Origin of the sequence: Chloroflexus sp., from assembly GCF_034431535.1 — a bacterium.
Classification (GTDB): Bacteria; Chloroflexota; Chloroflexia; order Chloroflexales; family Chloroflexaceae; genus Chloroflexus.
The window spans coordinates 1-25,033 of record NZ_DAOUDC010000065.1; the positions used below are offsets into that span (position 1 = coordinate 1).

The 25,033-nt window shown below is 58.2% G+C and carries 27 protein-coding genes and 1 pseudogene; 10 read left to right on the plus strand and 18 right to left on the minus strand.

Features of this window, described 5'->3' with window-relative positions:
- Nucleotides 1–37 precede the first annotated feature (37 nt).
- The gene (locus U9R61_RS15210) at nucleotides 38–853 is read right to left on the minus strand and encodes an enoyl-CoA hydratase (RefSeq protein ID WP_322489658.1); all 816 of its coding nucleotides are present in this window, start codon (nucleotides 851–853) and stop codon (nucleotides 38–40) included.
- A gap of 342 nt (nucleotides 854–1,195) precedes the next feature.
- Here U9R61_RS15210 and U9R61_RS15215 point away from each other — a divergent pair.
- Nucleotides 1,196–1,579: pseudogene (locus U9R61_RS15215) on the plus strand (4-hydroxyphenylacetate 3-hydroxylase N-terminal domain-containing protein); the annotation flags it as partial.
- A gap of 82 nt (nucleotides 1,580–1,661) precedes the next feature.
- Here U9R61_RS15215 and U9R61_RS15220 read toward each other — a convergent pair.
- On the minus strand, nucleotides 1,662–2,459 hold the full coding sequence (locus tag U9R61_RS15220; protein ID WP_322489660.1) for a hypothetical protein: 798 nt from the start codon (nucleotides 2,457–2,459) through the stop codon (nucleotides 1,662–1,664).
- A 287-nt stretch (nucleotides 2,460–2,746) separates the two neighbouring features.
- On the opposite strand from U9R61_RS15220, the gene U9R61_RS15225 reads away from it, so the two are divergent.
- The 4 genes from U9R61_RS15225 (at nucleotide 2,747) to U9R61_RS15235 (ending at nucleotide 4,809) form a co-directional block, all read left to right on the plus strand.
- Nucleotides 2,747–2,941 (plus strand): hypothetical protein, encoded by a 195-nt coding sequence (locus U9R61_RS15225; RefSeq protein WP_322489661.1) that lies wholly within the window; start codon nucleotides 2,747–2,749, stop codon nucleotides 2,939–2,941.
- 59 nt (nucleotides 2,942–3,000) lie between these two features.
- Entirely contained in the window at nucleotides 3,001–3,156 is a 156-nt protein-coding gene (locus U9R61_RS15230) for a hypothetical protein (RefSeq protein ID WP_322489662.1), read from the plus strand.
- Nucleotides 3,157–3,524: 368 nt separating this feature from the next.
- Nucleotides 3,525–3,677 carry a hypothetical protein gene (locus tag U9R61_RS19975; RefSeq protein ID WP_416208862.1) on the plus strand — a complete coding sequence of 51 codons (153 nt, stop codon included), beginning with the start codon at nucleotides 3,525–3,527 and terminating at the stop codon, nucleotides 3,675–3,677.
- 196 nt (nucleotides 3,678–3,873) lie between these two features.
- Nucleotides 3,874–4,809, plus strand: coding sequence for an intradiol ring-cleavage dioxygenase (locus U9R61_RS15235; RefSeq protein ID WP_322489663.1), 936 nt, complete (start codon nucleotides 3,874–3,876; stop codon nucleotides 4,807–4,809).
- Between the two features lie 503 nt (nucleotides 4,810–5,312).
- Here the strand turns inward: U9R61_RS15235 and U9R61_RS15240 are convergent.
- From U9R61_RS15240 to U9R61_RS15295, 12 genes are all read right to left on the minus strand, one after another.
- A complete protein-coding gene (locus U9R61_RS15240) occupies nucleotides 5,313–6,464 on the minus strand; it encodes a Card1-like endonuclease domain-containing protein (protein ID WP_322489664.1) in 1,152 nt (383 codons plus the stop codon).
- Between the two features lie 182 nt (nucleotides 6,465–6,646).
- Nucleotides 6,647–7,300 carry a hypothetical protein gene (locus tag U9R61_RS15245; protein WP_322489665.1) on the minus strand — a complete coding sequence of 218 codons (654 nt, stop codon included), beginning with the start codon at nucleotides 7,298–7,300 and terminating at the stop codon, nucleotides 6,647–6,649.
- A gap of 22 nt (nucleotides 7,301–7,322) precedes the next feature.
- Complete coding sequence (locus tag U9R61_RS15250) at nucleotides 7,323–7,715, minus strand: hypothetical protein (protein WP_322489666.1); 393 nt, start codon at nucleotides 7,713–7,715, stop codon at nucleotides 7,323–7,325.
- Nucleotides 7,716–7,723: 8 nt separating this feature from the next.
- Nucleotides 7,724–8,392: an ATP-binding protein gene (locus U9R61_RS15255; RefSeq protein ID WP_322489667.1), complete on the minus strand. Its 669-nt coding sequence runs from the start codon at nucleotides 8,390–8,392 to the stop codon at nucleotides 7,724–7,726.
- Between the two features lie 17 nt (nucleotides 8,393–8,409).
- Nucleotides 8,410–9,363, minus strand: coding sequence for an RAMP superfamily CRISPR-associated protein (locus U9R61_RS15260; RefSeq protein WP_322489668.1), 954 nt, complete (start codon nucleotides 9,361–9,363; stop codon nucleotides 8,410–8,412).
- Nucleotides 9,360–9,785: a hypothetical protein gene (locus U9R61_RS15265; RefSeq protein WP_322489669.1), complete on the minus strand. Its 426-nt coding sequence runs from the start codon at nucleotides 9,783–9,785 to the stop codon at nucleotides 9,360–9,362. Before U9R61_RS15265 ends, U9R61_RS15260 begins: the two co-directional genes overlap by 4 nt.
- Complete coding sequence (locus U9R61_RS15270) at nucleotides 9,782–10,816, minus strand: RAMP superfamily CRISPR-associated protein (RefSeq protein ID WP_322489670.1); 1,035 nt, start codon at nucleotides 10,814–10,816, stop codon at nucleotides 9,782–9,784. Before U9R61_RS15270 ends, U9R61_RS15265 begins: the two co-directional genes overlap by 4 nt.
- Nucleotides 10,809–11,627 (minus strand): CRISPR-associated RAMP protein Csx7, encoded by an 819-nt coding sequence (csx7, locus tag U9R61_RS15275; protein WP_322489671.1) that lies wholly within the window; start codon nucleotides 11,625–11,627, stop codon nucleotides 10,809–10,811. Before csx7 ends, U9R61_RS15270 begins: the two co-directional genes overlap by 8 nt.
- Entirely contained in the window at nucleotides 11,620–12,117 is a 498-nt protein-coding gene (locus tag U9R61_RS15280; protein ID WP_322489672.1) for a hypothetical protein, read from the minus strand. Before U9R61_RS15280 ends, csx7 begins: the two co-directional genes overlap by 8 nt.
- A gap of 17 nt (nucleotides 12,118–12,134) precedes the next feature.
- Nucleotides 12,135–13,316 carry a type III-B CRISPR module-associated Cmr3 family protein gene (locus tag U9R61_RS15285; protein WP_322489673.1) on the minus strand — a complete coding sequence of 394 codons (1,182 nt, stop codon included), beginning with the start codon at nucleotides 13,314–13,316 and terminating at the stop codon, nucleotides 12,135–12,137.
- The gene (locus U9R61_RS15290) at nucleotides 13,313–13,993 is read right to left on the minus strand and encodes an RAMP superfamily CRISPR-associated protein (RefSeq protein ID WP_322489674.1); all 681 of its coding nucleotides are present in this window, start codon (nucleotides 13,991–13,993) and stop codon (nucleotides 13,313–13,315) included. The genes U9R61_RS15285 and U9R61_RS15290 overlap by 4 nt, the downstream gene beginning before the upstream one ends.
- A 10-nt stretch (nucleotides 13,994–14,003) precedes the next feature.
- Nucleotides 14,004–16,115, minus strand: a complete 2,112-nt coding sequence (locus U9R61_RS15295; protein ID WP_322489675.1) for a Cas10/Cmr2 second palm domain-containing protein — start codon at nucleotides 16,113–16,115, stop codon at nucleotides 14,004–14,006.
- A 463-nt stretch (nucleotides 16,116–16,578) separates the two neighbouring features.
- Between U9R61_RS15295 and U9R61_RS15300 the strand changes: the two genes are divergently transcribed.
- From U9R61_RS15300 to U9R61_RS15310, 3 genes are all read left to right on the plus strand, one after another.
- Nucleotides 16,579–17,544, plus strand: a complete 966-nt coding sequence (locus U9R61_RS15300; RefSeq protein ID WP_322489676.1) for a MoxR family ATPase — start codon at nucleotides 16,579–16,581, stop codon at nucleotides 17,542–17,544.
- Between the two features lie 194 nt (nucleotides 17,545–17,738).
- A complete protein-coding gene (locus U9R61_RS15305; RefSeq protein ID WP_322489677.1) occupies nucleotides 17,739–18,518 on the plus strand; it encodes an enoyl-CoA hydratase-related protein in 780 nt (259 codons plus the stop codon).
- Between the two features lie 251 nt (nucleotides 18,519–18,769).
- The gene (locus U9R61_RS15310) at nucleotides 18,770–19,399 is read left to right on the plus strand and encodes a GNAT family N-acetyltransferase (RefSeq protein ID WP_322489678.1); all 630 of its coding nucleotides are present in this window, start codon (nucleotides 18,770–18,772) and stop codon (nucleotides 19,397–19,399) included.
- Nucleotides 19,400–19,510: 111 nt separating this feature from the next.
- Here U9R61_RS15310 and U9R61_RS15315 read toward each other — a convergent pair whose 3' ends face one another.
- Nucleotides 19,511–19,744: an ATP-binding protein gene (locus U9R61_RS15315; protein WP_322489679.1), complete on the minus strand. Its 234-nt coding sequence runs from the start codon at nucleotides 19,742–19,744 to the stop codon at nucleotides 19,511–19,513.
- 89 nt (nucleotides 19,745–19,833) lie between these two features.
- Between U9R61_RS15315 and U9R61_RS15320 the strand changes: the two genes are divergently transcribed.
- Nucleotides 19,834–20,508 carry a Crp/Fnr family transcriptional regulator gene (locus U9R61_RS15320; protein ID WP_322489680.1) on the plus strand — a complete coding sequence of 225 codons (675 nt, stop codon included), beginning with the start codon at nucleotides 19,834–19,836 and terminating at the stop codon, nucleotides 20,506–20,508.
- Nucleotides 20,509–20,539: 31 nt separating this feature from the next.
- Here the strand turns inward: U9R61_RS15320 and U9R61_RS15325 are convergent, their stop codons facing one another.
- A complete protein-coding gene (locus tag U9R61_RS15325) occupies nucleotides 20,540–21,295 on the minus strand; it encodes an HpcH/HpaI aldolase family protein (RefSeq protein WP_322489681.1) in 756 nt (251 codons plus the stop codon).
- A gap of 166 nt (nucleotides 21,296–21,461) precedes the next feature.
- On the opposite strand from U9R61_RS15325, the gene nirK reads away from it, so the two are divergent.
- Nucleotides 21,462–22,514, plus strand: a complete 1,053-nt coding sequence (gene nirK / locus U9R61_RS15330; protein WP_322489682.1) for a copper-containing nitrite reductase — start codon at nucleotides 21,462–21,464, stop codon at nucleotides 22,512–22,514.
- A 14-nt stretch (nucleotides 22,515–22,528) separates the two neighbouring features.
- Here nirK and U9R61_RS15335 read toward each other — a convergent pair whose 3' ends face one another.
- Both U9R61_RS15335 and U9R61_RS15340 read right to left on the minus strand, forming a co-directional pair.
- Entirely contained in the window at nucleotides 22,529–23,602 is a 1,074-nt protein-coding gene (locus U9R61_RS15335) for a glycosyltransferase family 2 protein (protein ID WP_322489683.1), read from the minus strand.
- Nucleotides 23,603–23,723: 121 nt separating this feature from the next.
- Nucleotides 23,724–24,809: an inositol-3-phosphate synthase gene (locus tag U9R61_RS15340; protein WP_322489684.1), complete on the minus strand. Its 1,086-nt coding sequence runs from the start codon at nucleotides 24,807–24,809 to the stop codon at nucleotides 23,724–23,726.
- Between the last annotated feature and the right edge of the window lie 224 nt (nucleotides 24,810–25,033).

Below are 25,033 nucleotides of genomic sequence, written 5' to 3' on the forward strand. Positions count from 1 at the left end.
CGCCGCAATCACTGCGGCGCGCTTCGTATTTTTTGGCTTAGCTTGAGCGATGTTCTGTCGCTGCCCACGCCGGCGGGCGCTTTTCAACGAACGCGGCGACCCCCTCTTGAGCGCATGGCTCCATCATATTGCAAGCCATCGTCTGGCCGGCGAGTTGATAGGCTTCTTCCATCGGCAGTTCGATCTGGCGGTAAAAGAGCGACTTACCGATGGCAATCGACTCAGCCGGCTTGGACAGGATCGCATCAACTAGCCGCTGCACCTCGGTGTCGAGTTCAGCGGGGGGCGCAACCCGGTTGACCAACCCTAGCCGTTCGGCGGTCGGGGCATCGATAAACTCGCCGGTGACGAGCATCTCAAAGGCGGCTTTGCGCCCGATGTTGCGCGACAGCGCGACCGACGGTGTTGAGCAGAAAAGACCGACGTTAATCCCTGACACCGCAAATTTGGCTTCGGTCGAGGCGACAGCGAGATCGCACATCGCGACCAACTGGCAGCCGGCGGCGGTAGCGATGCCATGCACGCGGGCGATGACCGGCTGCGGCATACGCTGAATGGTCAGCATCATCTGCGAACAGCGGGCGAAGAGGTCTTCGTAGTACTGCTGGTCGGGATGGGCCTGCATCTGCTTGAGATCGTGGCCGGCGCAGAACGCCTTACCGGCGGCGGCCAGCACCACCACCCGCGCCTGCGGGTTGGCGGCAATCGCGTCAAGCTCGGCTTGCAGCGCGGCCAGCATCTCGTCAGAAAGGGCGTTAAACTGGCGAGGGCGGTTGAGGGTGAGGCGGGCAATGCCGCGCCCGTCAATTTCGCTCAGCACGTAGGGTTCGACGGCGGTCTCGCTTGGTTGCATGGCGCTCTCCTTTGATGTGTTACCGCAGAGGACGCGGGGGACGCAGAGAATGATGCACCTTTCAGCATCTGCTGCGGTAAGCCGGTATTGGTACGGTTGGGCGAGATGGGATACTCGTGTTTTATTGTACACGAAGATAGGCTTGAGTATGGCGGAATGGGGATTGTTACCCAGTGATACAGGTCATTTTCCACCATTTCAACCGCCGTTCGGGTATTCCGAATTTGGTTATCGACAACACTGCTCACCCCCCTATAATCAAAATCACCGCGACCACAAAACTAATCCCAATACCGTGACGCGGCAACGGCGCTGAGGGTTCGTTCACAGGGAGATGATGGCATGCCGGTGTCCGAGACGATGGCGGAGACCACCGTAGCTGGCGCGCGTCCAATGAATGGGCGGGAGTATCTTGAGAGCCTGCGTGACGATCGAGTGGTCTACTTTCAAGGCGAGCGGGTGAAGGATATTACCACGCATCCGGCCTTCCGCAATTCGGCGCGGATGGTGGCGCGGTGGTACGATCGTCTGCATGAGCTGCACCAAGAGGATATGGCGCGCGGCGGGCCGGAGAACTGGAAGTGGACGATGCCGACCGATACCGGCAGCGGCGGCTGGACTCACCCCTTCTTTGTTAGCTCGCGCACGGTTGATGATCTGGTGCGGGCGTGCGATACGATTGCCGAGCTGCAGCGGACGGTCTATAGGTGGATGGGCCGCGCCCCATCGGCATTCGGTTAAGGAATTGGTTGTACCTTGACAAGCAGGTGGCGCGGCACGGCAATTCCGAGTATGGTGCTGGTTGGTATCACAGCATCCATCCCCACAGGAGATTGCCATGCCGCGTCCCGTCCATCATACCAAATCTGCATCCGCCTAGAAGCACGATATCCTGCCGCTGCTGCCACCCGATCTCGATCACCTGGCGGCCACCACCGGCGCCTCTCGCCGCCCTCGCGCCTTCGCGTGCGCTGCCGACCAGGTGCGCGGATGACTGGCCTCCGCACTCACCAGTACCAGGCTCCGCCATCTGGGCGCCTGGGCAACCATCCAGCAGGGCGCCGCCCTCGCGCCTTCGGCAAGGTTTGCGCGCCTGCGCGCCGCTGGCTCCTTCCGCCAGGCGCTGGTCGCCTATCGCCTGAGTTAGCCCCACCCGCGCCGGTTGACCCAAGTGGTGCGCAGTCGGGTGCTGCTGGTCGATGCCTCGGCCATCCGTTTCGCCCACGGCTGCGGCGATAATGCCCGCAGGCATGGGGCGTATGACCTGATGACCGGCCAACTGGCGCCGATCCATCTGACCGATGCGCGTGGCGCGGAACACGTCCGCCCGTTCGTGTTCCAGCCCGGCGATCTGGCGGGACGCGATGCCGGCGATGGCTATCGCGACCGGATCGCCCACATCCGGCAGGTCCAGGCGGATGCGCTTGGCCGGAGCGATCCGCCAAGGGTTCCGCTCGAAACCGCTGATAGGCAGCGCTGGGATGTGCGGGACTGGCTTGATGGCCGGCGCCGCACCCAGGGGAGCCGGTTGGCCTAGTATCGCCACGGGGATCCGCGGCTGCCCGTCCGCCTCCTCGCGCAGCTGCTGCCCGAACCGCACCGCCAAAGCGTGCAACACCGCGCCAAAACGCGCGCTCGACGCAAGCAACGCCCGCCGACCGAAGTGGTACCGTACTTTGCCGATGGGATGCTGCCGATCACCACGCTGATGGACACGACGGCGTGGCCGGATGCCCTGCTCTGGCGGAGCGATGCGGCACGCTGGCAGGTGGACCTGCGGTTCAAACGGATCACACAGCAGCGTGCCCTGGGACACGGGCGTGCCCGCACGATGGCGAGTGCGGACCCTGTGAGCTGAACGCCTATGGGGCCGAAGCCCCCTTCGAGGTCTTCTTGCAGCCGCGGGTCGAGGGTGAAATCGCCTTTCTGATCAGTGAAACGCTCGATTGGCCAAACATCACGCCGCAACAAGTGCCGGCTGCCATCGAAGCGCTGGCGGCTGCGATTGAAATTGTCGATAGCCGGATCGAACGCTGGCGGATCAAACTCGCCGACACCATCGCCGACAAGCCTCGTATGGCGGACTGACGATCGGTGCGTGGACCAAGGTGTTGCGCAGCAGTGACCTCTGAACCATTGGCATGGTCATGAGTCACAACGGGCGGCCCGCTGTGTTCGGCGCCGGCGCGGCGGCGATCGGCTACCCGGCGCTGGCGGTGGCGTGGCTCGCCAACAAGTTGCGCAGCTTTGGCATCCCGCTGCGCGCCGGTGATTATTGTGATCTCTGGCACGTTGGCGGCTAGCGTTCCCGCCCAACGCGGCGATCTCTTTGTGCTCGAAATGCACGGCCAACCGCCGATCAGTTTACGGTTTGTGTGAGCGGATATCCAGCCGAGCGCGCGGCGGAAGACGTGATGGTGCTGGGGGAACGCAGCCGCTTATGGAGTGCGGCAGTCCAACTGCCGCAAGCGATGCCATACGTCATCGTGCCGGCAAGAATGCAGCCGCTTATGGAGTGCGGCAGTCCAACTGCCGCGAGCGATGCTATACGTCATCGTACCGGCAAGAATGCAGCCGCTTATGGAGTGCGGCAGTCCAACTGCTGCATGTCATGTCAAATCTGCGCGCCATAGCGAGCCGCTTAGTGATGGTATATTCACAGGAGTAACCAATGCCAATGCTTGAAGTCTTTTACAGTGGCGACCAACCGCCGAGCCGCGAACAAAAGCGGGTCGTGAAGACACACTCGCAGTGTTGGCGGAGGAAGAGGAAACGAGGCAGGATCAGGAATAGTTTCCATTCTTTCCCAAAAGCGAGGGTGTGAGAGAGGTAGGTATTGCCTCACACAGTTTGCGTCATTGCAACACCTGCTGGTCAAGTGCGGGCAATCAGCCCGCGCTCCCACGTGCGCTTACTTCCTTCACCACCTCTTCACAACTTCTCATCAATTCCGGCACGGGCTTGTGTTATGACTCAGGTAGACGATACTCTGGCATACCCAGCACGTTCAGGAGCAGACTATGCCCACCGATCAGCGTGACCTCTTTGATCTCGGCTTGCAAGCCGATCTGACAATGATGCAGCAACCGCTGCTCACCCGTCGGCGTCTCTTGCGGCTAGGCTTGGTGGGAATCACCACCTTCCTTGCCGGCTGCACGCCAATGGCCAATCCAGTGGCTACCCCCACCACCGCGCCAAACCCCACCGTTGCCCCCACCACCGCGCCGGCTGCGGCGGCGGCCACTGCAGTGCCAACCACGGCCCCTGCTGCCACCATCGCACCCACAGCAGCCCCGACCAGCGTCGCGGTAGCCGAATGCGTCGATGCCATTCCGCGCGAAACCGCCGGCCCCTTCCCCGGCAACGGCGCGCAAGGCGCTAGCCTCAACGTGCTCAGCCGGTCGGGAGTGGTGCGGCCCGACATCCGCACCAGTCTCGGTACCGGCAACACCGCCGCCGGCGTGCCGTTGCGGCTTGAATTGAAGCTGGTGCGGGCGGGCGGCGACTGTGCGCCACTGGACGGCTACGCGATCTATGTTTGGCACTGCGACGCGCCGGGACGTTACTCGATGTACAGTCCCGGCGTCGAGGGCGAAGACTACTTGCGCGGGGTGCAAGCCGCTGGCGCGGATGGGATCATCGTGTTTCAGACCATCTTCCCCGGCTGTTATGCTGGCCGCTGGCCGCACATCCACTTCGAGATTTACCCCTCGCTTGAGCAAGCCACCAGCGCGCGCAACGTGGTGCATACGTCACAACTGGCCTTTCCCGCTGATATTAGCCGGCAAGTATACGCCGAAACCCAATACGGTGCCAGCTTGCGCAACCTCGGACGGCTCTCGCTTGAACGGGATGGCGTCTTCCGCGACGGCTGGGAGCAGCAGATGGCAACCGTCACCGGCTCGATCAACGACGGACTGGTAGCGCGGTTGACGATCGGTGTGCCGGTGGGGTGAGGGGCAGATCGGGTTTACCGCAGGGGCGCGGATGACGCAGAGGGTGATTCCCTATTCCCCCCCCTGCACCCTCGGCGGTAAAACATTGCACGGAATAGCCGCAAAAAGGCGCAAAAGGCACAAAATCGCTGGTTAGAACGCTGCGCGGTATGCAGCAGATGTTTCCCGCAGGGGACGCGGAGGGTGAATCGCCATTTCCCCTGCACCCTCGGCGGTAAACATTGCGTTGGTTCCTACCCCCGGCCACCTCTTCCACCTGGCGGCGTCAGCCCCCTCTCCCGCGTTAGCGGGAGAGGGGATGGGGGAAAAGGAAGGAGAAAGGCTCCTCCCTCGCTTCTTCCCCCCACTCCCAACCCTTTGCGATCTTCGCGTTCGTTGCGCCTTTGCGCTTACCGTCTCTGCGCCTTTGCTCGCTTTGCGTTGACTCCCTCACCCCCCAACCTCCACTCCCACCTCGCGGCGGGAGAGGGGGAGCTGTTCAAGTGTGAAAAATGGCTTGGCGCCTATGTTCGTGAGTACGTTGGCCTCTTCGCTTCACTTGCCAAGATGTCTTTCAAATTCGGCAACTGCTCGCCGGTAACGACGACGATCTGGCGGGCTTTGGCTTGGTCGGAAAATGATCGCCAAGCATCAGGATTTGCGTTTTGGCTGCTGCGGGCCGCAATAAACAGCTTGACGACGAATGAACCGCCGATCAGAACAGTGATTGATTGGAGTTTATCGAGGTAAGGCGTTTTGAAAGGGCTCTGATCGGTTTTGCATTCGGCAATCAACAGCGAAGCCGCAGATGTGGCGGCGAGATCGAGCTGATTAATCGCAACTTGTCCGTCTATCGGCATCTCAAGCCCATACTGGTAATCATCGAAACAACCAGCTTGGCGTGCCGCATCCCACGCAAAGATTTCAAGCCATAGACCATCGACGAATTTCCACAAATCCTGATGCACCTGATGAAGGTTGTATAAACCATTTTGGCGCTGGGATTGATCGATGAAACCGGCATTGCTAAGCAGTGGCAGCCAGTTCTGCATAGTCGGTGTCAGCGATACACCTTTCAACCAGCGTGGCCCTCTATAGCTTGCATTTGCCTCCACTTTGCGCAATTGCTCTCGAAACTCAATCGCCTCATCCGGCGCTTGCGCCATCTGGCGGGCGAGTTCGAGCCACGATTGCGGCGGCGGCGATGTAGGGTTTGCTTGGCGCTGATAGATACGGAGATATTCGGCGACGGATAGGCGGTATGGATCACCCTGTGGCGGCTGGCCGGCCAACGTGATGACACGGCGATTGTTGGTGTCGAAGTACCAAATATCGGCATTTCGTGCGCGCCCAGCTTCATACGCCCCAATGCTCATAACGGTTGTGGCGCAGGTGACGTTACACACCCAACGCAGCTCAGGATGGGAGTCGATGACGTTAACGCAGGCTTGCTTGATCTGCTCGATATCAAAGGCATCAACTGCGGCTGGCGGCAAGATTGTGCTCCCAATATTTTTGAGCGCGGGATACACCATCTCCCACGCTTGGCCGGGTCTGAGCGCCTCGTGAGATGCAATCGGCGCAATGATCTGCGGACGGAGGTGCTGCGCGCTGAGGATATTCGGCGTCTGCCGGCCACCGATCAGGATGAGCAGGGCGGTTGGCTGCTGAGTCATACGCGGTTGCTCCGTGTCGGTTGGATGTTGGCGATAGGTGGTTGGGTCAGCCGGGTTGGACTGGGTGGTTCGATGTTGGTGCTCGCGTGGCGTTCGGTTAGGGTAGGAATGCGAGCTACATTGACTATATTGAGACGTGTGAAATCTGCTGACACACTTGCCGGTAAGCGTTCGATCATTCGCTAATGCCGGCTTTTCTTCCGTTGTACGTGAAGGATGATCTTACCGGCTTTCTGCTCGACACGAACTACCTCAACGCGGGCAGAGTCTTTTTGCAGGCGGTAGTTTGGCACACCGGGTTCACGCTTCAAGATAGCTTTGACATTAGGATAGCCGGGTACCTCAATCAGGAATATCTCGTCATCGCCATCGATGACTTTACCAGTGAAGCTATCTCCTACCTGCTTCGGCGACTTTAGCGCTGCTGGTTGAGAGTCTTTCTGCGGCGCTGCCGGTTCAGGGTGATCTACCGGTACCGGTTTGGGTGGTGCAACCGGCGGAACTTCCGCTTCGACCGCTTTGCGCACCGATTCCGGGACGTTGCGATAGTAGCGGAGCAGCCGCAACGCCCACCCCAGCGTTTGCACCATCTCGTCGTAGTCCATCCCCTTGAGGTGGCGCTGGCAGGCGACGAGGATTTTGCGGTAATAGCCGAGGGTCTGGCTAGAGCGAATAACCGCGTGCCCATTGTTGACGATGGTATTGAGATAGGCAAAGAACGCTTTGGGGTCACGTTTGCTGCGCAGATACGCCAGCGCTTTCTGCGCCTCGTTGGGATCGACGCTGCCGCCGGCAAGATCGGCGGCGAGTTGTTCGGCGGTGGTAAAAGTTTTCATACAAGCGATGCTCCTAAATGTATCAAGCAGATTCTTCAGCTAAGATTTGTTCATGAACCTTCATGCACTCCGTGGCTGCTTTGGCGTAATCAGGATAGAGCAAACAAATTGAATGGTAAATATCCAAATGTGATTGGTGCAATTCTCGAATCATGGCACCGGCTTGCAAAGCCATAACGCCAAATTCATAAGCATCTATTAAATTTCCGTCTTCGTCAAAAAGTTTAACGATTTCTTGGTATGCACAACGCAATTCTTCGATTGGTAGCTCTCGTGAATTTATTGCTTTTCGCAGAACGTCTTCTATCTCACTTCTAACCTCGTCTCTGATACAATCGTGAGGAAACTTGTTCTTCAAACGCTTAGCATGGTTGATCAGAGTTATACCACTTGATGTACTCTCTCTGATGGACACTTTTTGTCCTAAAAATCTTTTCTTATTTTTAATTCTTGAATTTCTGATAATATTTGATGTTTAATTTTTTCATCAAAAGTGTTTTCTAGTTCATACCTCTTAGCTGCAAGATTTGCATCTATGGAATCTATTCGATCTTGTAAACTTTGAATTGCTCTCACATTTGGCGAAGATGCCTTCTCTTTTTTAATCGCCTCACGCACTGCTTCTGATGCCGTGACGATACTATCTCCCGCGCGAACAAAGGTTATCTGAGCAGGAAACACTCTTTTGTTGCTGGTTTGTATTTCTTGCGTCGTCTCGTGAAGATATGGTGTTGGTGGTATTATGATAACGATAAGCTTCTTTCCGTCAATGGAGACACTTTCTACTTGTAGATCGGGTAGGTGAGGTTGGTAGTAATGATTGACTCTTTGTAGTATTTGTTGTTTGTTAATGGAGACTTCTGTACAATCATAAAGATGCCGCTGCTCATCAACACCAATAACCAAATAACCGACCTTGCCGGCAAAACCAACGTTACCGTTTGCAAGAGCTAAGATGTCTTTGATTAGTTCACCCCATTGTTGTTTCCTAACTTGTTGATCTTCATGATGAATTTGGTAAAATTCTCGCTTGAATTCCAGCTTTGGATTTTCTGGCTGATTTAGCAGTGTTCTGAGTTCTGCTTCGTTCATAGGACGTTCATGCCATATCAATAACTTCCCTTCGGACAATCCCGATCCTTGCGCGGACAGCGCAAGATGTCGGCGAGCTTGGTTAGTTGCGGTTGCAAGACGAGCTTGGAACCGGCGGCGATCAGTTCATCAATCGTTGGCGTAGCGGCGGCGGCATCGTCGCCGCTGTAGCGCGCTTTGGGATTGTCGCACTGCAAGACCGGCTGGCTGATTTCGATGGTGCCGAGGCAGGCCGGTTTGCCGCCGCCAAGTTTGGGGCAGAAGCTTGGTTGGCCGAGCCCCAGCGCGATCAAGATCACTCCCAATTCTTCTTTGGTGAGGTTGTTAAAGGTCATACGCAGGCGGAAGGTGCTGCCGGCAGCGCACGCTTCAAGCGGGAGGTTGCCTTTGGCGAGGTTGCCGTGCATATAGAACTTGCGTCCGCGCGCGCGGCGATTCTCATCGAAATAAGTGTAGCGAGGGCGGAAGAGTTGCGGCGACGGGATAATCTCAACCTGCCCTTGTAAGGCTGCGTCGGCAAAGTTCACCGAGCCTAAATACCCCAGCGCGCCAAAGATACGTCCGGACAGATCAAGTCCATGCTTATCGATAGACCGGGGTGGTAGATATTGGCTCGCCCGTTCGTGAGAGCGGGTGATGGTGACAGCCGAGGGAGTAATCGCTTCCACAATGCTGCGGATGCAGCCTTTGAGCGATGTACCCGGTATCGCCGGCGTGCCGCCGGTGCGGAAGTGGGCTTTGACAAGGGGGTATTGCTTGTTGCTTGGCTGCTGCTCAAGCAAGCCGGAGGCGACATGCACTGGTGAGAGGGCCGTGATCAATGCTTCGAGCACACCGCTCAACGCTTCGGCGCGGTAACGATGATGACCAGCCGGTGGTTGTAACGGCGGCTGTTGTTCAGGCAGAGGGACAAAGTCGTAGGGTTTGGGTGCAGATGGTTGAAAATGGCCGCTGCCGAATGATGTCGTCATTTGGTTTCTCCCTCTATGTACCGCGTGAACTGCGCTGCGCCGTTAGGGGCATGGTAGGTGTAGTAGATCAGCCGCTGCCGCTTGCCGCTCTGGATCAGTGGCCGTTGCGGATGTTCACGCACTTCCCAGTCGCTGGCCAGCGTGTGCGCTCCGGGTATGGTACGCGCTTGCTCGCTCAAGATTAGCACATCGAAGGCATCATCATCGAGCCGTTTCCAGCGCACCTCGGCTTGCTGGTTGAAAGCATGGCCGAAGTCACTGTTCACATCGATCGGTGCCGAATATTCCAACGCGTTTAAGGCAGGGGCTTGCCACAGATGGGTGCCGCTGAAGTGCCAGCAGGGCAAGCCAACCTGCTGCGTGATCAGATCGAGCAGTTGGACAGCGGTGACCGGCGCGCAACGGTAAATATACCCCTTCATAGCCCTATCTCCCGCCGCCACGCTGGCATGCACGCCTTCCATACCGCCAATACTTGCTCGTTGCCGTTAGCGACCAGCGTTACGCCGAAGAAGTCGTCGGCGCGGTAGGCCAAGCGGGGTGGTAGATCAACCAGATCATCATCGCGTGGCGGGAGATCGTACGCTTTGAAGCGTTCATCGCAGAGTGCGCCTAACCCGGCGAGTTTAGTGGCCGGCGCGACGGTTTGACCGTTCAGCAAGCGCAGCGTGCCATCAACCAGTTCGCAGGTCGGGTAGTACAAGCGCAACTCGTCGAAGTTCACCTTGGCCCGGCCCAAACCGCGCGATTTGCCAAAACCGATCCCGATCCGGCCTTCGGCCAGATCGCGCAGGGCTAACCCTAGCAGGGCAAGGTGGGCTAAGGTCAGGTTTTTGAAGGTAATCTGGGTTTGAAACTTGCCGGCAACCACCGTTTCGTAGTTGAAGGGGCCATAAGCTACCGACCCGTAGATACGATCGATGGCAACCCCGTTCCGCTCTTCAATTTTCACCTCACTCACCGGATAGGCATCGGCGAAGCGCACCCGGCTGGCGAGGCTGGTGTGGCCAAAGATCTGGCTCACAAATGATGAGCGACGGAAGACGACGGCGGTATTACTGGCTAGATCAGCAGACTTTTTGCGTAGTTCTTCAAAGTAGATGCCTGATGAAAACGTAATATCATCACCACCCCTGCTATACTGCTGATATATGCCGCGTTCCACCAATGGGTTGTCGGTCAGTGGTGGAATAAAGTCTTTGTCACTGCGGCGCTGCAGCGCGTGATCATAGCGTTCAGGGCCGTCGAGCGAGCGGCAGATGCGTTCGCATTGGGCGCGCACGACGCCTTTGAGCGATGAGCCGGGCAAGTAGATGCGCCCTTGGCTGCGGACAAACTCCATATCGGGCAGGGTCGGATCGGCGCCGCCGCTCTCGCCAGCCTTGATCAAGATCGGGCCGTCGGGTTCGATGGTCAAGCGGAGGCTGCCTTCAAGGAAGATCGCTTTATGCATGGTTGGTCACCTCCGGTTTGGCATTGGCTCGGCGTTGCAATTCATCGCGAAACGCACGTTTCCAAGCATCGATAGTGGCGCTATCCGGCGTGTGGGTACGGGTGTCATCGAGAAATGCCAACAAGCTCTCGGCATTACCGGGGTGTAGTTCGACAAAATCGTAAGACACGTTGTCGAGCCGCACATAACCCAACCCGCGGCTGCGGAAACCACCCACTTGCATCTCGCCGCGGATCCACGGTTGCAAGCCGAGCACGACCATCCCCAACTGCCAATCGGCGGCGTTCTCCATCACCAACTCGAAATCAAAGCGCATCCCTGCCGGCACCACTTCGTAATCGTATAGCAGTCCTTGCTCGACTGTCTCGGTATCGCGGTTGAGCGCCACCCCATTGCGCACTTCAAACTGACCAAACCAGAGATGGGGGTCGATCAGAGCATCCTTGAACAAGATCCGTCCGGCCAGCCATGGCGCGCCAAAGGTGAGTTCGATCATTGTTGATTGTTTCCAGATCTTGTCATCTGGCTGCTCGGCAATCCCGTTGCGCATCTGGTCTTCAATGTCTTTAAAATTACGCACCTCTTGTTCGGCCACCGTGCGGATCAAGCCCTCAAGGCGAGAGCGAAATGCACCCTTCAGCGATGCGCCGGGGATAAACGGGCGGCCCAAGGCGTCGCGCAAGACCGGCAGATCGTTGCCGACCACATCGCTCTCGCGTCCGGCGCCGATGCGCAGCGCGGTCAAGGCAGTCAAGACGCCGCGCATGGTGAGCCGGTTGCGCAATGCTTCAAATGAATAGATGTTAGGCATTGGCTAGCTCCTGCAACTGGTTGAACCCATCCTCTACCTCTTTGCCGTAGTAGAAGGCGCGGTTCAGGTAGCCGATGAATAATCGGATAAGCTGAATATATGCTGCACTATACAAGGCATCGGACGGTTCGTTAGGCATGTGAGCGTTCACCTCTTGGGTAACGGTCGCTGCCCAATCTCTAACCTCTTTACCGAGGCGCTTAATCAGGGTATGGCCAAAGCTGTTTTGGTCTTTGCCCCATTTATTACCTTTATCATTTTCGCGCGCGATCTGGTAGCGGATGAAATTGATCACCACTTCGGGCGAGGAGGTCGTGGTGGCCACATTCAACAGATTGCGCAGTTGACTCTTCTCCATTGACGATTTTTCCAGCATGGCTGCGGTTAGATTGGCGAGACGAACCAATTCATCAAGGCGACGCTCAATCGCCTGCTGCAACAACAGCTCACGGCGGAGGCGCTGGGGATCGAGGGCATTGGCGCTGCTCATCACTTCTCCTTCTTCGCTTACAGGATGTTCCGCAAGTGAAACTCGTCGCAGATGCGCACCTGACCGTACCCCTCTTGGCGGCGTTCACCAATGCCGTCGTGCTGGAGGGCGGCGAGTTTCTCAATGTCCTTGGTTTCCAAGGGAGTTTTGGTCTTAAAGACGTACACGCTGCCCATCGACACGGCAATATTGGTTGGTTTGGGCCGGTGCCATTGGGTATGATAACCACCTACCGTTTTGGTGGTCGTAAACGAGCGGATCAAGGTGGCCTCAATGCCGGTAATCGCCTTCAGTTGAGCGGTGCTAAACTCTTGGGTCGGGATCCAGCGATCTTCAAGCAAGATAGCATCCGACAGCAGGTTGACGGTAAAGATATGGCCGTTGATTGACCAAGGGTTGCCGCCAAGGTCTTGGTACAGCTTAGCCTGCTGCCTAAAGCGCTTGGTCATTGCATCTATGCGTTCAAGCAGATTCTCACTCGTCTCTTCTGGCGATAGCGTGCGTATCGCCACTGCGCCAAGACCAGTGGTTTGGCGTCCGCCGAGGTGAGTGATCTTATGGAGTGCGTCAACCACCGTATGATGCGCGCCATCAGGGATCACCAAGCTGCCGAGGAAGCGGGTAGGAACAAGGGTATCCTTGGTGAGGCCGTGGTTCTGATCTGAATGCTGTGACGAAGATTCCAGAAGCATCGTTTCCCGGATGGCCAGCACCGTGTAGAGTCGTTCGTCTTGGGCGATGCCACGCCGGCGGTTAATGCCGACGCGGGTCTGCATCCGCTGCTGCACCTTGCGAAACGCGATCGCATTGTCGCGCAGGGAATAAAACTTGGCGCCAGCCGCCTCCCATGGTCGCCCGTCAGACGAGGTAGGGGCATAGATCAGGGCTGCCGGTTGCTGCTGTTCCCAGCAGACGCGCTGGTAAAGTGAGTCGAATGCTTTTTCATCACCTTTCGGTTGGATGACCGTCGCCGGCAACGGGTGCACCCATAGATCGCCTTGGTACGCCGGGTAGGCATTGTGGCAGCGGATAGCGCGCAGCAAGGGCAGGTTGGCCGGATTCTTGCCAAGGATCTGGCCGAGCGCGCCAAAGATAGCAGCGCCGGGGATGTAGTCTAAGCTCCGGTTGAACTGAGTGCCGGGTTTGCGTTCAGGGAAGGCCAGCGGCGCTAGCGCTTCGATCTCAAGCCGCACGATCATGAGTGACCTCCGAGCTGCTGCACCAGCGCCTGCAGATCTGCGCGCAATTGCGTTGCCGGACGCTCTTGTTGATCGAGAAAGACCCTTGCCTCAACTGTCGCCCAACCCAAACCGCGCGACTTCGTGCCGCCCCAACGGGTACTGAGATGTGCCGCCATCCAGAGGAGCGCGGCGTGAGACACGTCCGTAATTTGGCCGGTAATGGCGCGCGGCGAATGGAACCGAGTCGTCTCTTGCGCGGTTTCTTGAAACATCAGCAGCTTGTCAGCAGCCGTGCGGCGCGCGCGGTTGATCGTCACCGAAGGGCGAATCAGACTCTGATGTTGGATGCGCTCAGTGCGCAGCGCATCCATCTGCGCCGGATCGCCGATAGCGCCGGGCAGATCAGCGAAAAAGAGCGGTGAGCGTAATTTGGGCGTGCCAAATATTTGTTTAACCAGCGTATTCATCTCTTCGCGATCCGGCCCATCAAACGGGCTAGGAATATCTTGCCCTAACCCGCGCAGCACTTGCTCGACAGACCAGCGCAAACGGCCTTTCAATTGCGAGCCGGGGATGATCGGACGGCCCCAACCATCACGGATAATACTCTTATCAGCAATGGTCATCACGCTACCGCCGGCGCCAATGCTAAAGGCAGTGCGGCTGGCAATAGTTAATTCAATGCGTAACTGCATAGCATCTCCATCACTGCTTGACGGGCACAAACTCATAGGCTTCCAGCAGGTCTGGCCAAATCGTCTCGTAGCGTCGTTCTTTACCCGTGCCATCAAGTCGCGATGACCAAGGCGGCACATGCACCCGTTGCGGCATAGATGGCGATGGCCAGCACCACGCTTTCTCAACATGTTCGATCAGCGTCTCGCTAATGCCGCGCAGGCGCGAACGGGTGTAGAGATATTCCATTGCACTATCAAAGATGCCGGCGGTGCGGTTGCGCAACAACACCCGCTGGATGCGGTAGAGTTGCGAGCGTGGCGCATTGGCCTGTTTCAGCGCTCGAATCGACGCCAGCAGACCGGCGAATTCGGCCCACGTGTAGGGGCGAGCAGTAAGACGGCGCTGGCTGTCTGAGAAATCTTGCAATGCCTCAGCGCGGAAGGCATCAATGCTATCGCTCACCATCCCGATAGACTTCAGCACCATAAAGTCAATCGCGCCGCCGAAGAAATTACCGGTTGCGTTCCGTTTGGCCAGCTTCTTCGCATTTGTCAGCAGTTTTTCTACCAGATCGCGCAGGAAGAAGAAGGGGGTGTTTTCTTGGGCAATCAGCACCCCAGCCGAGAGACCAACGGCGGGGGAACAGGTGCGGATTGCTTGGGCAACAGGATCGTTACCGTGATACCGGACAAGTTTCTCTTGACTGTTTTCCGTTGTTTTGCGCTGGATCAGCGATCCGAGCCGTACCGTCAACTCTCGCTCGAAATGCAGTGCAATCGTCAGCGCAATATCAAACGCCTTGTCTCCCGGCACGATAATGAAGAGATCATCGCCGCCGATGGCAAGAATCTCGAAGAGATGGATTTTATTCGCCGGCGTGAGATGCTCAGCTAAAGCAGTAAAAATAGCTTCTCTCGTCACCTCGCTCAACACATGCGAAACTTCGTAATAGCGCTGGGGGGTGGTCAGCGTTGCCATGAGGCGACCGATATTATTACCGTCGGCGTAGATCAGGCCGATGTAGCGCGATGGCACGGAAGCCGCAGCGATGTCTGCTAGATCGGAGGCGGGCTTGATTGCAGCGTTATCAAGGTGACGAGCGTAGTTGCTTTGTGGATGGTTGTCGAGAAACTCGTGCCAGCGCGTTTCCCAAGTCTCTAAGTCCGGCGGTACGCGCCACGGTTTCAGTGTTTTCTCGAGATCGCCAATATCTACGCCTTTGACCGTGCGACCAACCGCTAGTTTGCGGGCCGATGCTTCGCTAAGCTGCCGGCGATCATCGCCGACTCGCGCTTCGATCACCGCTGAACGCACATCACTGCTGTGGCACTTCACGTCCCACGGCATTAACTCGTAATGCGGCAGATAGCGTGGCTCGCCATGGCTAGCCCGTTCATCGCGCCGGCGGTGAAACATCGTTGCCAGCACCGTCACGAGTTCGCCAAAGGTCTTGCGATTGAAGAAGCGCCATTTGAGGGCAATTTCACTCTTGTCATTCGCAGCGAAACCTGAATCTTTATGGAGATAATAATACTGTTCCAGTTCCGCCCATTTGTTAGCATCTTGGCAGTCGCGAATAAAATCCTCAACCCAATAGAATGAATCTGTCGCTTCGTCGCGGAACAGTCTCCCATAGCGCAGTTCGAGCAGGTCGAAGCAAGCGGCGACGGCGACGCTGTTTGCGGTAAGGGTGTGTTCGGTGTAGGTGCGCTCTACTTGAGTGGCTAGTTCTTGTGCTTCGGAACAGGGAGCGAAGGCCAAAAACGAGCCGCCGCTCGCATAGATGACATACGGATGCGGTTTGGATGGATCGCCTTTCGGGAAGGCCTTGTGCCAAATCTGATGCACCTGCTGCTCGCCCACCCAATCGAGCAGCGCGCTGGCGCCGCGAATTTCAGGCAGTTTGGGGGCCTCAAAGACATAGCCCTTGATCTTGGTCGCGCCGCCGTAGACTAACGCCAAGCGGCGTTGATTGGAATGTGCGTTAAGCTGTCGATTCAGCGCTTGCAGTCGCTCACGCGATGGTTTGTCTTCAGCCGTAAGCACGCGCTTGACGAGGGCCATCAGATCATCGGAAGGGGGGTGCGGGTGCGCAAGGCACTCGGCGATGACGCGGTTGTAGTCAGGCGTATCTGACATAAAAACCTCAAGTCTATGTTTAGGAACATGTTGCTCTTTATCATACCATCTCCGCATGATGTGGTGCAACCTCAATCGTTGGCTTTATTGGTACTTTTAGAACATTCGTTCCAAAAACTCCTAACACCCATGTGGGTTTCGTGTGGGATAATGTGGGATAGTGTGGGATAACGTGGGATAACGTGGGATTGCGAGTGTCAAGCGATTTGGTGAGCGGGTGAGATCGGGTTGTTCTCGGATATAATGATGAGCGGGAATAAGACACGGATTCACACAGGTTGGGAAGGGCGGAATAAGATACGGAATTGGCGCGAGTTGAGACGGATCGGGCATATAGGGCACGGATTCACCCGGATATGACAGATCGCTAAGGACACCAATCCATTACATCCGTAGGTTTCTGTGTGACCTTATCGAGCAAATCGCATCCAGATCGGGTAGGTCTGCGGTAAAGAGATAGAACGTGACGTTACCATCAACCTCAACTGATGTGCGCGCGCTGGCCGAGTTTGCCGGGCGGGTGCGCGCGAATGTGGCGCGGGTGATCGTCGGCAAGGGCGAGGCGATTGACCTGTTGTTGATCGCGTTGTTGTGCGGCGGGCATGTGTTGATCGAGGATGTTCCCGGTGTGGGGAAGACGATGCTGGCCCGCGCGCTGGCGCTGTCGTTGGGGTTGAGTTTCCGGCGGGTGCAGTGTACGCCTGATCTGTTGCCGAACGATCTGACCGGGGTGAGTGTCTATCGTCCTCAGACCGGTCAGTTTGTCTTTCAACCTGGCCCGCTTTTTAGCCATGTGTTGCTGGTTGATGAGATTAACCGGGCGACGCCGCGCACGCAGAGCGCTTTGCTGGAGGCGATGGGTGAGGGGCAGGTGAGCATCGATGGCGTGACCCGTCTGCTGCCGCAGCCGTTTTTGGTTTTGGCGACCCAGAACCCGATTGAGTTTGAAGGCACTTTTCCCTTGCCGGAGGCGCAGCTTGACCGATTTTTGGTGCAGGTGCGGCTGGGCTATCCGTCTCCGGCTGAAGAGGTGCAGATGTTAGCGGCGCTGGCCGGCGAGCATCCGATTACGCAGCTTGCGGCGGTGGTGGATGGGTCGCAGGTGCCAGCGTTGCAACGGGCGCTGTATGGGGTACGGGTGGTGCCGTCGTTGCGCGAGTATTTGGTGCGAGTGGCGCAGGCGCTGCGCGCGCATCCCGATTTGGCGCTGGCGATGAGTCCGCGGGCGACGCTGGCCCTGTTTCGGGCCGGGCAGGCGCGGGCGGCATTGGCCGGGCGCGATTATGTGTTGCCCGATGATTACAAGGCGCTGGCGGGGCCGGTCATCAGCCATCGCTTGCTGGTGCGGCCTGCGGCGACGTTACGTGGGCGCACGGCGGCGGATATTCTGGCTGAGGTGGTGGCGAGTGTTGAATTGCCGCTAGAGTGAGACGCAAAGGCGCAAAGATATCAAACGCAGAGGTGCAAAGGGCGCTAAGGTTTTTGGCGGTTTATCCTCAACCGTACTTGTGCCCCATCCCTACCATCCTTATTTGCGATCTTCGCGTTCTTGGCGGGTTTGCGTTAAACTCGTTGCGGCTCTGCGTTAAGCCAACCTTTTTTCATTCACACAGGAGTATCGCTATGGCAGTGCTGACCCTGACCCGCAATGGGCCGGTGGCGACGCTGACCCTGCAACGTCCGGCGGTGCATAATGCGTTTAACCCGGAGGTGATCGCCGGCATCACCGAAGTTTGTCACGAGGTGCGGCATGATCCGGTGGTGCGGGTGCTGGTGGTGCAAGGTGATGGCTCTTCATTTTGCGCGGGGGCCGATCTGAATTGGATGCGAAATAGTTTGTCGTATTCGCATGAAGAGAATGTCGCCGATGCGACCCGGCTGGATGCGATGTTTACCGCGCTCGATACGCTGCCGCAGGCGGTGGTGGCGCGGGTGCATGGGGCAGCCTTGGGGGGCGGGGTGGGCTTGGTCTGTTGCGCCGATTATGCAGTGGCCGCCGAGGATGCGGTGTTTGGCTTGACCGAAGTGCGTTTGGGGTTGTTGCCGGCGGTGATTGCCCGCTTTGTCGCTGCCCGAATCGGGTTTGGCCATGCCCGCGCGTTGTTCGTGACCGGGAGGCGGATCAAGGCGGCGCAGGCGTTGGCGATTGGCTTGGTGCATGAAGTGGTTCCGCTAGACCAGCTTGATGCAGCGGTCGATGGCGTCGTGGCCGATCTGCTGCGCGGTGGCCCGCAGGCGATTGCGGCTAGCAAGGAATTGCTGCGCGCCGTGCGCAGCGAGCCGCTGGCCGAGGTGCGCCGGTTGGCGATCGAGGCGATCGCCGCAGCGCGTACCGGCCCGGAAGGGCAGGCTGGCTTGCGAGCCTTTCTCGAACGGCAATCGCCGCCGTGGTCGATGGGGTAAGCAAATAAACGCAAAGGTACAGAGACGCAGAGAAAGAGGGATAAACGCAAAGGCACAGAGAATGCAGGGGTTGCTAAGGTCTTTGGGTGTTTACCCCAAACCGTACTCGCGGACCATCATTACAATCATCTTTGCGCTCTTCGCGCCGTTGCGTTAATCCCTTTGCGACCTTCGCGTGCTTCGCGCCGTTGCGTTAAACTCTTCGCGTCTTTGCATTCTCTGCGCCTTTGCCTAGGTTAGAGGTTGATTGTATGCCGGCATTTACTATTCGTCCCGCCACCACGAATGACGTACCGGATATCGCCCGTTTGATTGTCGAGTTGTACCACGCCGAATTGCCCGGCGCGCTGAGCGGCGCGCGCGAGGGGCAAGAGCGGTTGTTGGCGTATACGTTGCAGGCCAATGGCGCGGCTGCTTTTGATCACCGGTATGTGGTGTGCGATGAGCAACAGCGTGTGATCGGTACTGGCATGCTGCAATTTCCCGGTGCGCCAGTGTTCGAGCGCGCGCCGCGCGGTACGCTCGCGGCGGCGCTGCGCGAGATCGGCCTGCTACCGACGTTGCAATTAGCGGCCACCGTCTCTCGTACCCTGTTCGGCGTCTACCGGCACGATGATGCGCAGAGCGCCTTGATCCACAGTGTCGTGGTGGCGGCGGCGGCGCGCGGTCGTGGCGCAGGGCAGGTATTGATAGCCGCGCTGGAAGATCGCATCCATGCTCGCGGCTTGGCCCGCGCCCGGTTGCAAGTGCTGGCGAGCAATACCGGTGCGCAGCGATTCTATCGCCGGTTGGGGTATCGCGAAGTGTGGCGGTTAGACGGCTGGCGCGCCCGGTTGGGTTGGCCCAGCCTTGTTATGGAAAAAGATGTTGTTCCCCTGTAGGGCCGCACACCGTGCGTCCGCCGGCATGCGTCCGCCTCCCGGAGGTCGTGGTCGAAGAGGCCACCCGACGTGGGCCGCACACCGTGCGTCCGCCGGCATGCGTCCGCCTCCCTATGCTGTGCAGAAGGTGATGGTGAACGGTCGCCCAATCGCGCCTTGCGGACAATAGGTTTCGCAGAGCGGGCAAAAATTGCAGGCATCAGCATCAACAATCACCGCGCAGCCATCGCGCACCGCGACGGCGTGCGTCGGGCAGAGCGCGACGCAGATGCCGCAGCTGTTGCAGCGGTTGCGATCAATTTCGGGCAGCACGGTGACAGCGGAGGCATGTGGTTGTGCGATCATACGCTCACCCCTTTTCAGTGCTTCTGCATGCTACTATAATGGTGTTATCATCGGTACGCAGTGACAATCGTCACATTAGCAGGCAGAGATTGAGCAACGAACGAGTAGCCCAATTGCGCCGAGTGAGCTTCTGCACTCACCTGCCCGATCATGTCGTGCAGGCGTTAGCGATGATTGCCCAACCGCGCTCGTATCCGGCCGGCGTAGTGATTGTGCTGGCCGGCGAGCTGCCGCAGGCGATGTATACGATTGTTGCCGGACGGGTGAAATTGACCCGAATTGCGCCCAATGGTCGTGAGCAGATTGTCAATGTGATGGGAGCCGGCCAGCATTGTAATGCAGTGCCGATCTTCGATGAAGGGGCATGCCCGGTCAATGTCGAAGCGATTACCGATGTTGATCTGCTGGTGTTGCCAATTGACCAGATGCGCCGGTTGGTGGCTGAGCATCCGCCGTTGGCGTTAGCCTTATTGCGCGAATTTGCCGGACGATTGCGCCACATGGTCAATCTGATCGATAATATTGCCCTGCACAGCGTGCAAGGCCGTTTGGCGAAGTTATTGCTCGATCGCGCAACTGCTTCAGAACAGGGTGCATTAATGGCGCCGCTGACCCAAGCCGAAATGGCGGCGATGATCGGCACGGTGCGCGAGATGGTCAGCCGCACCTTGCATCAATTTGAAGTGCAAGGGTTGATCCGGATCGAGCGCGGCGCAATTGCGATTTGTGATCGCGAAGGGTTGGCGGCCTGCGCTGAGGCGTAAGGAATCGTAGGGGCTTAGCGACGCTAAGCCCCTATGATGCCCCTACCCCGCGCAACGCGGCGATGGCCCCTTTCAGAATCAAATCCCCGTCGTTGACGATGGTAATAAAGTTGAAGCCGAGCGCAGCGAGATCGGCTGCAATATTAGGGTTGGCATAGATACCGGTCGCTAACCCGCGTTGCCGGCACACGGCGACAACATGGCTTAGCGCCGCGCGCAAGCGCGGCGCCGAAAAATCGACTGGTACTGGCAGACCGAGACTGAGGCTCAAATCAGCCGGCCCAACATAAAGACCATCGATACCGGGTACGCCAGCAATCGCCTCAAGCTGTTCCAGCGCTTTTGCCGTCTCGATCATCGGCATCAGCACCGGCAGCCGCGCCACCGCAGCCGGTTCGACAACGCCATGAGCCACCCCGACCCGCACCGGGCCATAGCTACGGATGCCTTCCGGTGGAAAGCGGCAGGCTGCTACCAATGTCCGTGCATCGTCGGGGCCATTGATCAGCGGCGCGATAATCCCGGCTGCGCCGCGGTCGAGCGCGCGCATGATTGCGGCCGGTTCGTTCCATGCCAACCGAACGAAGACCGGACAGCGGCGCTGATCGATGGTGTGCAGGATGTGCAATGCGGTGGGATCGTCGATTAATCCGTGTTGCAGATCGATGGTGAGCGAAGGAAAGCCGGCGGTAGCGAGCAATTCGGCGCTCCACGGGCTAGGGATGGTCAGCCACGCATTGTAGACGACGGCGCCGCTGGCCCAGTGCTGGCGAAGCGTATCAATCATATCTCTCTCCGTGCTATTGCCAGAATGCGCTTATGGTAGCACATTCTGGCGATGTTGCTTGCGATGGGCAGACAACCTGTGACTTCTGTCACATGCTGATGGACCGGCGCTTGTTACGATAGAGCCAACCAAAGGAACCGTCTTTCAGCTACAAAGGAGATAACGTATGGTACGCCTCATTACTCTCGTCGCGCTAGCCGCCTTGTTAGCGGGTTGCGCCGCCGTTTCTACGTCATCAGGCGCTGGGGTGCAGATGCCAGTCTTGCCGACGGTGGCCCCGGCGATGGAAGTGACGCACGATGTGATGTTACCGGCCAATGCAGTACCGGCGCCGGTCGGCGCGCGCCCGGCGCAGACGGTGACGGTTGAATTGACGACGCGCGAGGTGGTGGGGTATCTCGGTGATGGCAGCACATACACGTTCTGGACGTTTGATGGTACGGTTCCCGGCCCAATGATCCGGGTGCGGGTCGGTGATACGGTCGAGCTGGCGCTGACCAATGCGCCTGATAGCATGTTGCCGCATTCGATCGACTTACACGCGGTCACTGGGCCCGGCGGCGGCGCGGTGGCGACGCAGGTCGCTCCCGGCCAAACCAAGCGGTTCCGCTTCAAGGCGCTCAACCCCGGCGTGTACGTCTATCACTGCGCGACGCCGCACATTCCGTCACATATCGCCAATGGCATGTATGGCTTGATTGTGGTAGAGCCGGAAGGCGGTCTGCCGCCGGTCGATCGCGAGTTCTACGTGATGCAGGGTGATTTCTACACCCAACAGAACCACGGTACGCAGGGCCATCTGACCTTTAATCCGCTGGCGGTGAAAGATGAAAACCCGACCTACATCGTCTTTAATGGGCGGGCGGGCGGCCTAAGCGGCGATAACGCGATGAAGGCGCGGGTTGGCGAGACGGTGCGGTTATTTGTTGGCGTGGGTGGCCCGAACGTGAGCAGCAACTTCCACGTGATCGGCGAAATCTTCGATACGGTGTACGTCGAAGGTGGCAGTTTGCAGAACCACAACGTACAAACCACCACCATCCCGGCGGGTGGAGCGGTGATCATCGAATTCAAACTGGAAGCACCCGGCACTTACATCTTGGTCGATCACGCGCTCAGCCGCGCAATTGACAAGGGAGCGATTGCGAAGATTGTGGTTGAAGGCGATCCGAACCCATCCGTTTTCGAGGCGGAAGAGATCAATACCGCCGGGCATTAGCAACCGAAAGCGCGTCAAGGTCGCGTTGGCGGTTGAGCATCTTCGGTGACGGGTTCGTCTTGCTCGTCGCTGCCTGTCAACCCCAGCGCCCGCTCGATCCGGTCGAGGCGGGCGCTGATTGTGCGCCGCCATGCCTCTTGCTCGACCAGATTGACGCGGGTGCGGTAGAGGATCTCTTCTTGCAGCCGGCGTACACCGCCGACGCGGTCGGCCAGCAATCCGATCAGAAAGATGATCAGCGCCATTAATATCAGTACGCTGCCTACCAGCAACGACTGGTCATTGGTGGCTGATAAGATGCCCAAACGGCGTCCGATGAACACAAACGCTGCCCACGCCAGCAGAATGAAGCCCGGCGTAGCAAAGAAGAGAGCGATGTAGCTAAAGACCTTGAGCGGTTCGTAGGTGGTGTAGGTGCGGGCGATGATCGCCGCCTGCCGCTTGATGAAATTCCAGTTGCCGCGGTGCAGGCGCGAAGGGCGTTTGACCGGGTTGATGGTAATCGGCACTGCGACGATGGTGAGCCGCCGCTTGCCGGCTTGGATCAGGTTTTCTACGGTGTAGGAAAAATCCGACGTGACGAAGGTGCGCAGCGCGGCTTCGCGCGAGAGGGCGCGAAAGCCAGAGACAGTATCGGGGACGTTGGTTTCTGAGGCCCAACGCACTACCGCGCTGCCGACGTATTGCAGCGCCTTCTTTAGCGGCGAAAAGTGCTCGATCTGATGCACCTGCCGGTCGCCGATCACGATATCGGCCTTGCCGGCCAAAATGGGATCGATCAGACGCGGAATCTCGCTGCCGGGGTATTGGTTGTCAGCGTCGGTATTGACAATGATGTCAGCGCCGAGGCGCAGTGCGGTGTCGATGCCGGTCTGGTAAGCGGTAGCCAACCCCTTGTTGGCGGTATGGCGCACCACGTGGTCAGCGCCGGCGGCGAGCGCCACCGCTACCGTGTCATCGGTGCAGCCATCATCAATAATCAACACCTCAACCTGATCCACGCCGGAGATGTGGCGGGGCACGGCACGAATAACCTCGGCGATCGTATCGCGTTCGTTGAGGGCCGGAATCTGCACAATCAGTTTCATGCCCGTCCTGTTTGGATAGTGTTCACGCAAAGGCGCAGCGACACGAAGACGCGCAGGATAGAGTTACACGTTCACTTGGCTCAAACCCGCAACCCCTTAGCGTCTCTGCGCCTTGCGTTCCTTACTTTGCGCCAGCCTCGCCGCTGATGAAGCGCTCGGTCAGTTCGCGCGCCTCGTAGTCGGTAAACTGGCGTGGCGGCGTCTTCATAAAGTAGCTGCTCGGCCCGTAGAGCGCGCCGCCGATGCCGCGGTCGAGCGCTAGCTTCGCGCAGCGGATCGCGTCGATCACCACGCCCGCCGAATTGGGCGAGTCCCACACTTCCAGCTTCAGTTCGAGGTTAAGCGGCACATCGCCGAAGGTGGTACCTTCCATGCGAATATAGCACCACTTGCGATCACCCAGCCACGGCACATAGTCGCTCGGCCCGACGTGAACATTCTCTGCCGGCAGCTCGTAGCCCAACTGCGACGTGACCGCATTGGTCTTGCTAATCTTCTTGCTCTCGAGCCGCTCGCGTTCGAGCATATTGAGGAAATCGGTGTTGCCGCCGAAATTCAACTGATAGGTGCGGTCAAGGCGCACGCCGCGCGCTTTGAAGAGGGTGGTCAGCACGCGATGGGTAATGGTCGCGCCGACTTGGCTCTTGATATCATCGCCAATGATCGGCAACCCCTTCTCTTCAAACCGCCGCCGCCAATACTCTTGACTGGCGATGAAGACCGGAATGCAGTTGATGAAAGCGCAGCCGGCATCGAGCACCTGCTCGACGTACCACTTGGTTGCCATCTCGCTGCCGACGGGCAAGAAATTGACAACCACATCCGTCTTGGTTTCGCGCAGAATGCGGACGATGTCATCGGTATCACGCTTCGCTTTGCGGATGACCGTGCTGAGATACTTGCCGATGCCGTCGTGGGTCATCCCGCGCGAGACGGGCACCCCCAGCTTGGGCACGTCGGCAAAGCGATAGGTATTATTTGGTTCGGCGAAAATCGCCTCGGCTAGATCGCGATCGACCTTGGTATCGGCAATGTCGAACGCCGCCGAAAACTCAATGTCGCCAATGTGGTAGCCGCCGAGATTGACGTGCATCAAGCCGGGGATGTCATCGCCATCGCGGGCATTGCGGTAGTAATGAACCCCTTGCACCAATGAAGAGGCGCAATTACCAACGCCAATAATCGCAACGCGGATCTTCTTGCTCACAGCGCTTCTGTCCTTTCACCACTGTATCTTGAGGCAACAGCCGCAGCGTGGCGGCGTGGATCGACTTGCCATTGTACCCCTGTCGCGCCGCTTTGTAAAATGGGTGAGAGGTGTGTGTGTATTGCGCGGGAGCGGAGGCCGCCGCGATGCGGTGGGCCTGCCGCCCGAAGCAAGCTCCTTGATCTGGTGCATTGATAACGATGGTAAGAGCTAACCATTAGACA

Excerpts from the sequence above, each read along its gene's own strand:
- U9R61_RS15210 (WP_322489658.1), bottom strand. The coding sequence starts at position 853 with ATGCAACCAAGCGAGACCGCCGTCGAACCCTACGTGCTGAGCGAAATT.
- U9R61_RS15230 (WP_322489662.1), top strand. The coding sequence starts at position 3,001 with ATGAGTCACAACGGGCGGCCCGCTGTGTTCGGCGCCGGCGCGGCGGCG.
- U9R61_RS19975 (WP_416208862.1), top strand. The coding sequence starts at position 3,525 with ATGCCAATGCTTGAAGTCTTTTACAGTGGCGACCAACCGCCGAGCCGC.
- U9R61_RS15235 (WP_322489663.1), top strand. The coding sequence starts at position 3,874 with ATGCCCACCGATCAGCGTGACCTCTTTGATCTCGGCTTGCAAGCCGAT.
- U9R61_RS15240 (WP_322489664.1), bottom strand. The coding sequence starts at position 6,464 with ATGACTCAGCAGCCAACCGCCCTGCTCATCCTGATCGGTGGCCGGCAG.
- U9R61_RS15245 (WP_322489665.1), bottom strand. The coding sequence starts at position 7,300 with ATGAAAACTTTTACCACCGCCGAACAACTCGCCGCCGATCTTGCCGGC.
- U9R61_RS15255 (WP_322489667.1), bottom strand. The coding sequence starts at position 8,392 with ATGAACGAAGCAGAACTCAGAACACTGCTAAATCAGCCAGAAAATCCA.
- U9R61_RS15260 (WP_322489668.1), bottom strand. The coding sequence starts at position 9,363 with ATGACGACATCATTCGGCAGCGGCCATTTTCAACCATCTGCACCCAAA.
- U9R61_RS15265 (WP_322489669.1), bottom strand. The coding sequence starts at position 9,785 with ATGAAGGGGTATATTTACCGTTGCGCGCCGGTCACCGCTGTCCAACTG.
- U9R61_RS15270 (WP_322489670.1), bottom strand. The coding sequence starts at position 10,816 with ATGCATAAAGCGATCTTCCTTGAAGGCAGCCTCCGCTTGACCATCGAA.
- csx7 (WP_322489671.1), bottom strand. The coding sequence starts at position 11,627 with ATGCCTAACATCTATTCATTTGAAGCATTGCGCAACCGGCTCACCATG.
- U9R61_RS15280 (WP_322489672.1), bottom strand. The coding sequence starts at position 12,117 with ATGAGCAGCGCCAATGCCCTCGATCCCCAGCGCCTCCGCCGTGAGCTG.
- U9R61_RS15285 (WP_322489673.1), bottom strand. The coding sequence starts at position 13,316 with ATGATCGTGCGGCTTGAGATCGAAGCGCTAGCGCCGCTGGCCTTCCCT.
- U9R61_RS15290 (WP_322489674.1), bottom strand. The coding sequence starts at position 13,993 with ATGCAGTTACGCATTGAATTAACTATTGCCAGCCGCACTGCCTTTAGC.
- U9R61_RS15295 (WP_322489675.1), bottom strand. The coding sequence starts at position 16,115 with ATGTCAGATACGCCTGACTACAACCGCGTCATCGCCGAGTGCCTTGCG.
- U9R61_RS15305 (WP_322489677.1), top strand. The coding sequence starts at position 17,739 with ATGGCAGTGCTGACCCTGACCCGCAATGGGCCGGTGGCGACGCTGACC.
- U9R61_RS15310 (WP_322489678.1), top strand. The coding sequence starts at position 18,770 with ATGCCGGCATTTACTATTCGTCCCGCCACCACGAATGACGTACCGGAT.
- U9R61_RS15315 (WP_322489679.1), bottom strand. The coding sequence starts at position 19,744 with ATGATCGCACAACCACATGCCTCCGCTGTCACCGTGCTGCCCGAAATT.
- U9R61_RS15325 (WP_322489681.1), bottom strand. The coding sequence starts at position 21,295 with ATGATTGATACGCTTCGCCAGCACTGGGCCAGCGGCGCCGTCGTCTAC.
- nirK (WP_322489682.1), top strand. The coding sequence starts at position 21,462 with ATGGTACGCCTCATTACTCTCGTCGCGCTAGCCGCCTTGTTAGCGGGT.
- U9R61_RS15335 (WP_322489683.1), bottom strand. The coding sequence starts at position 23,602 with ATGAAACTGATTGTGCAGATTCCGGCCCTCAACGAACGCGATACGATC.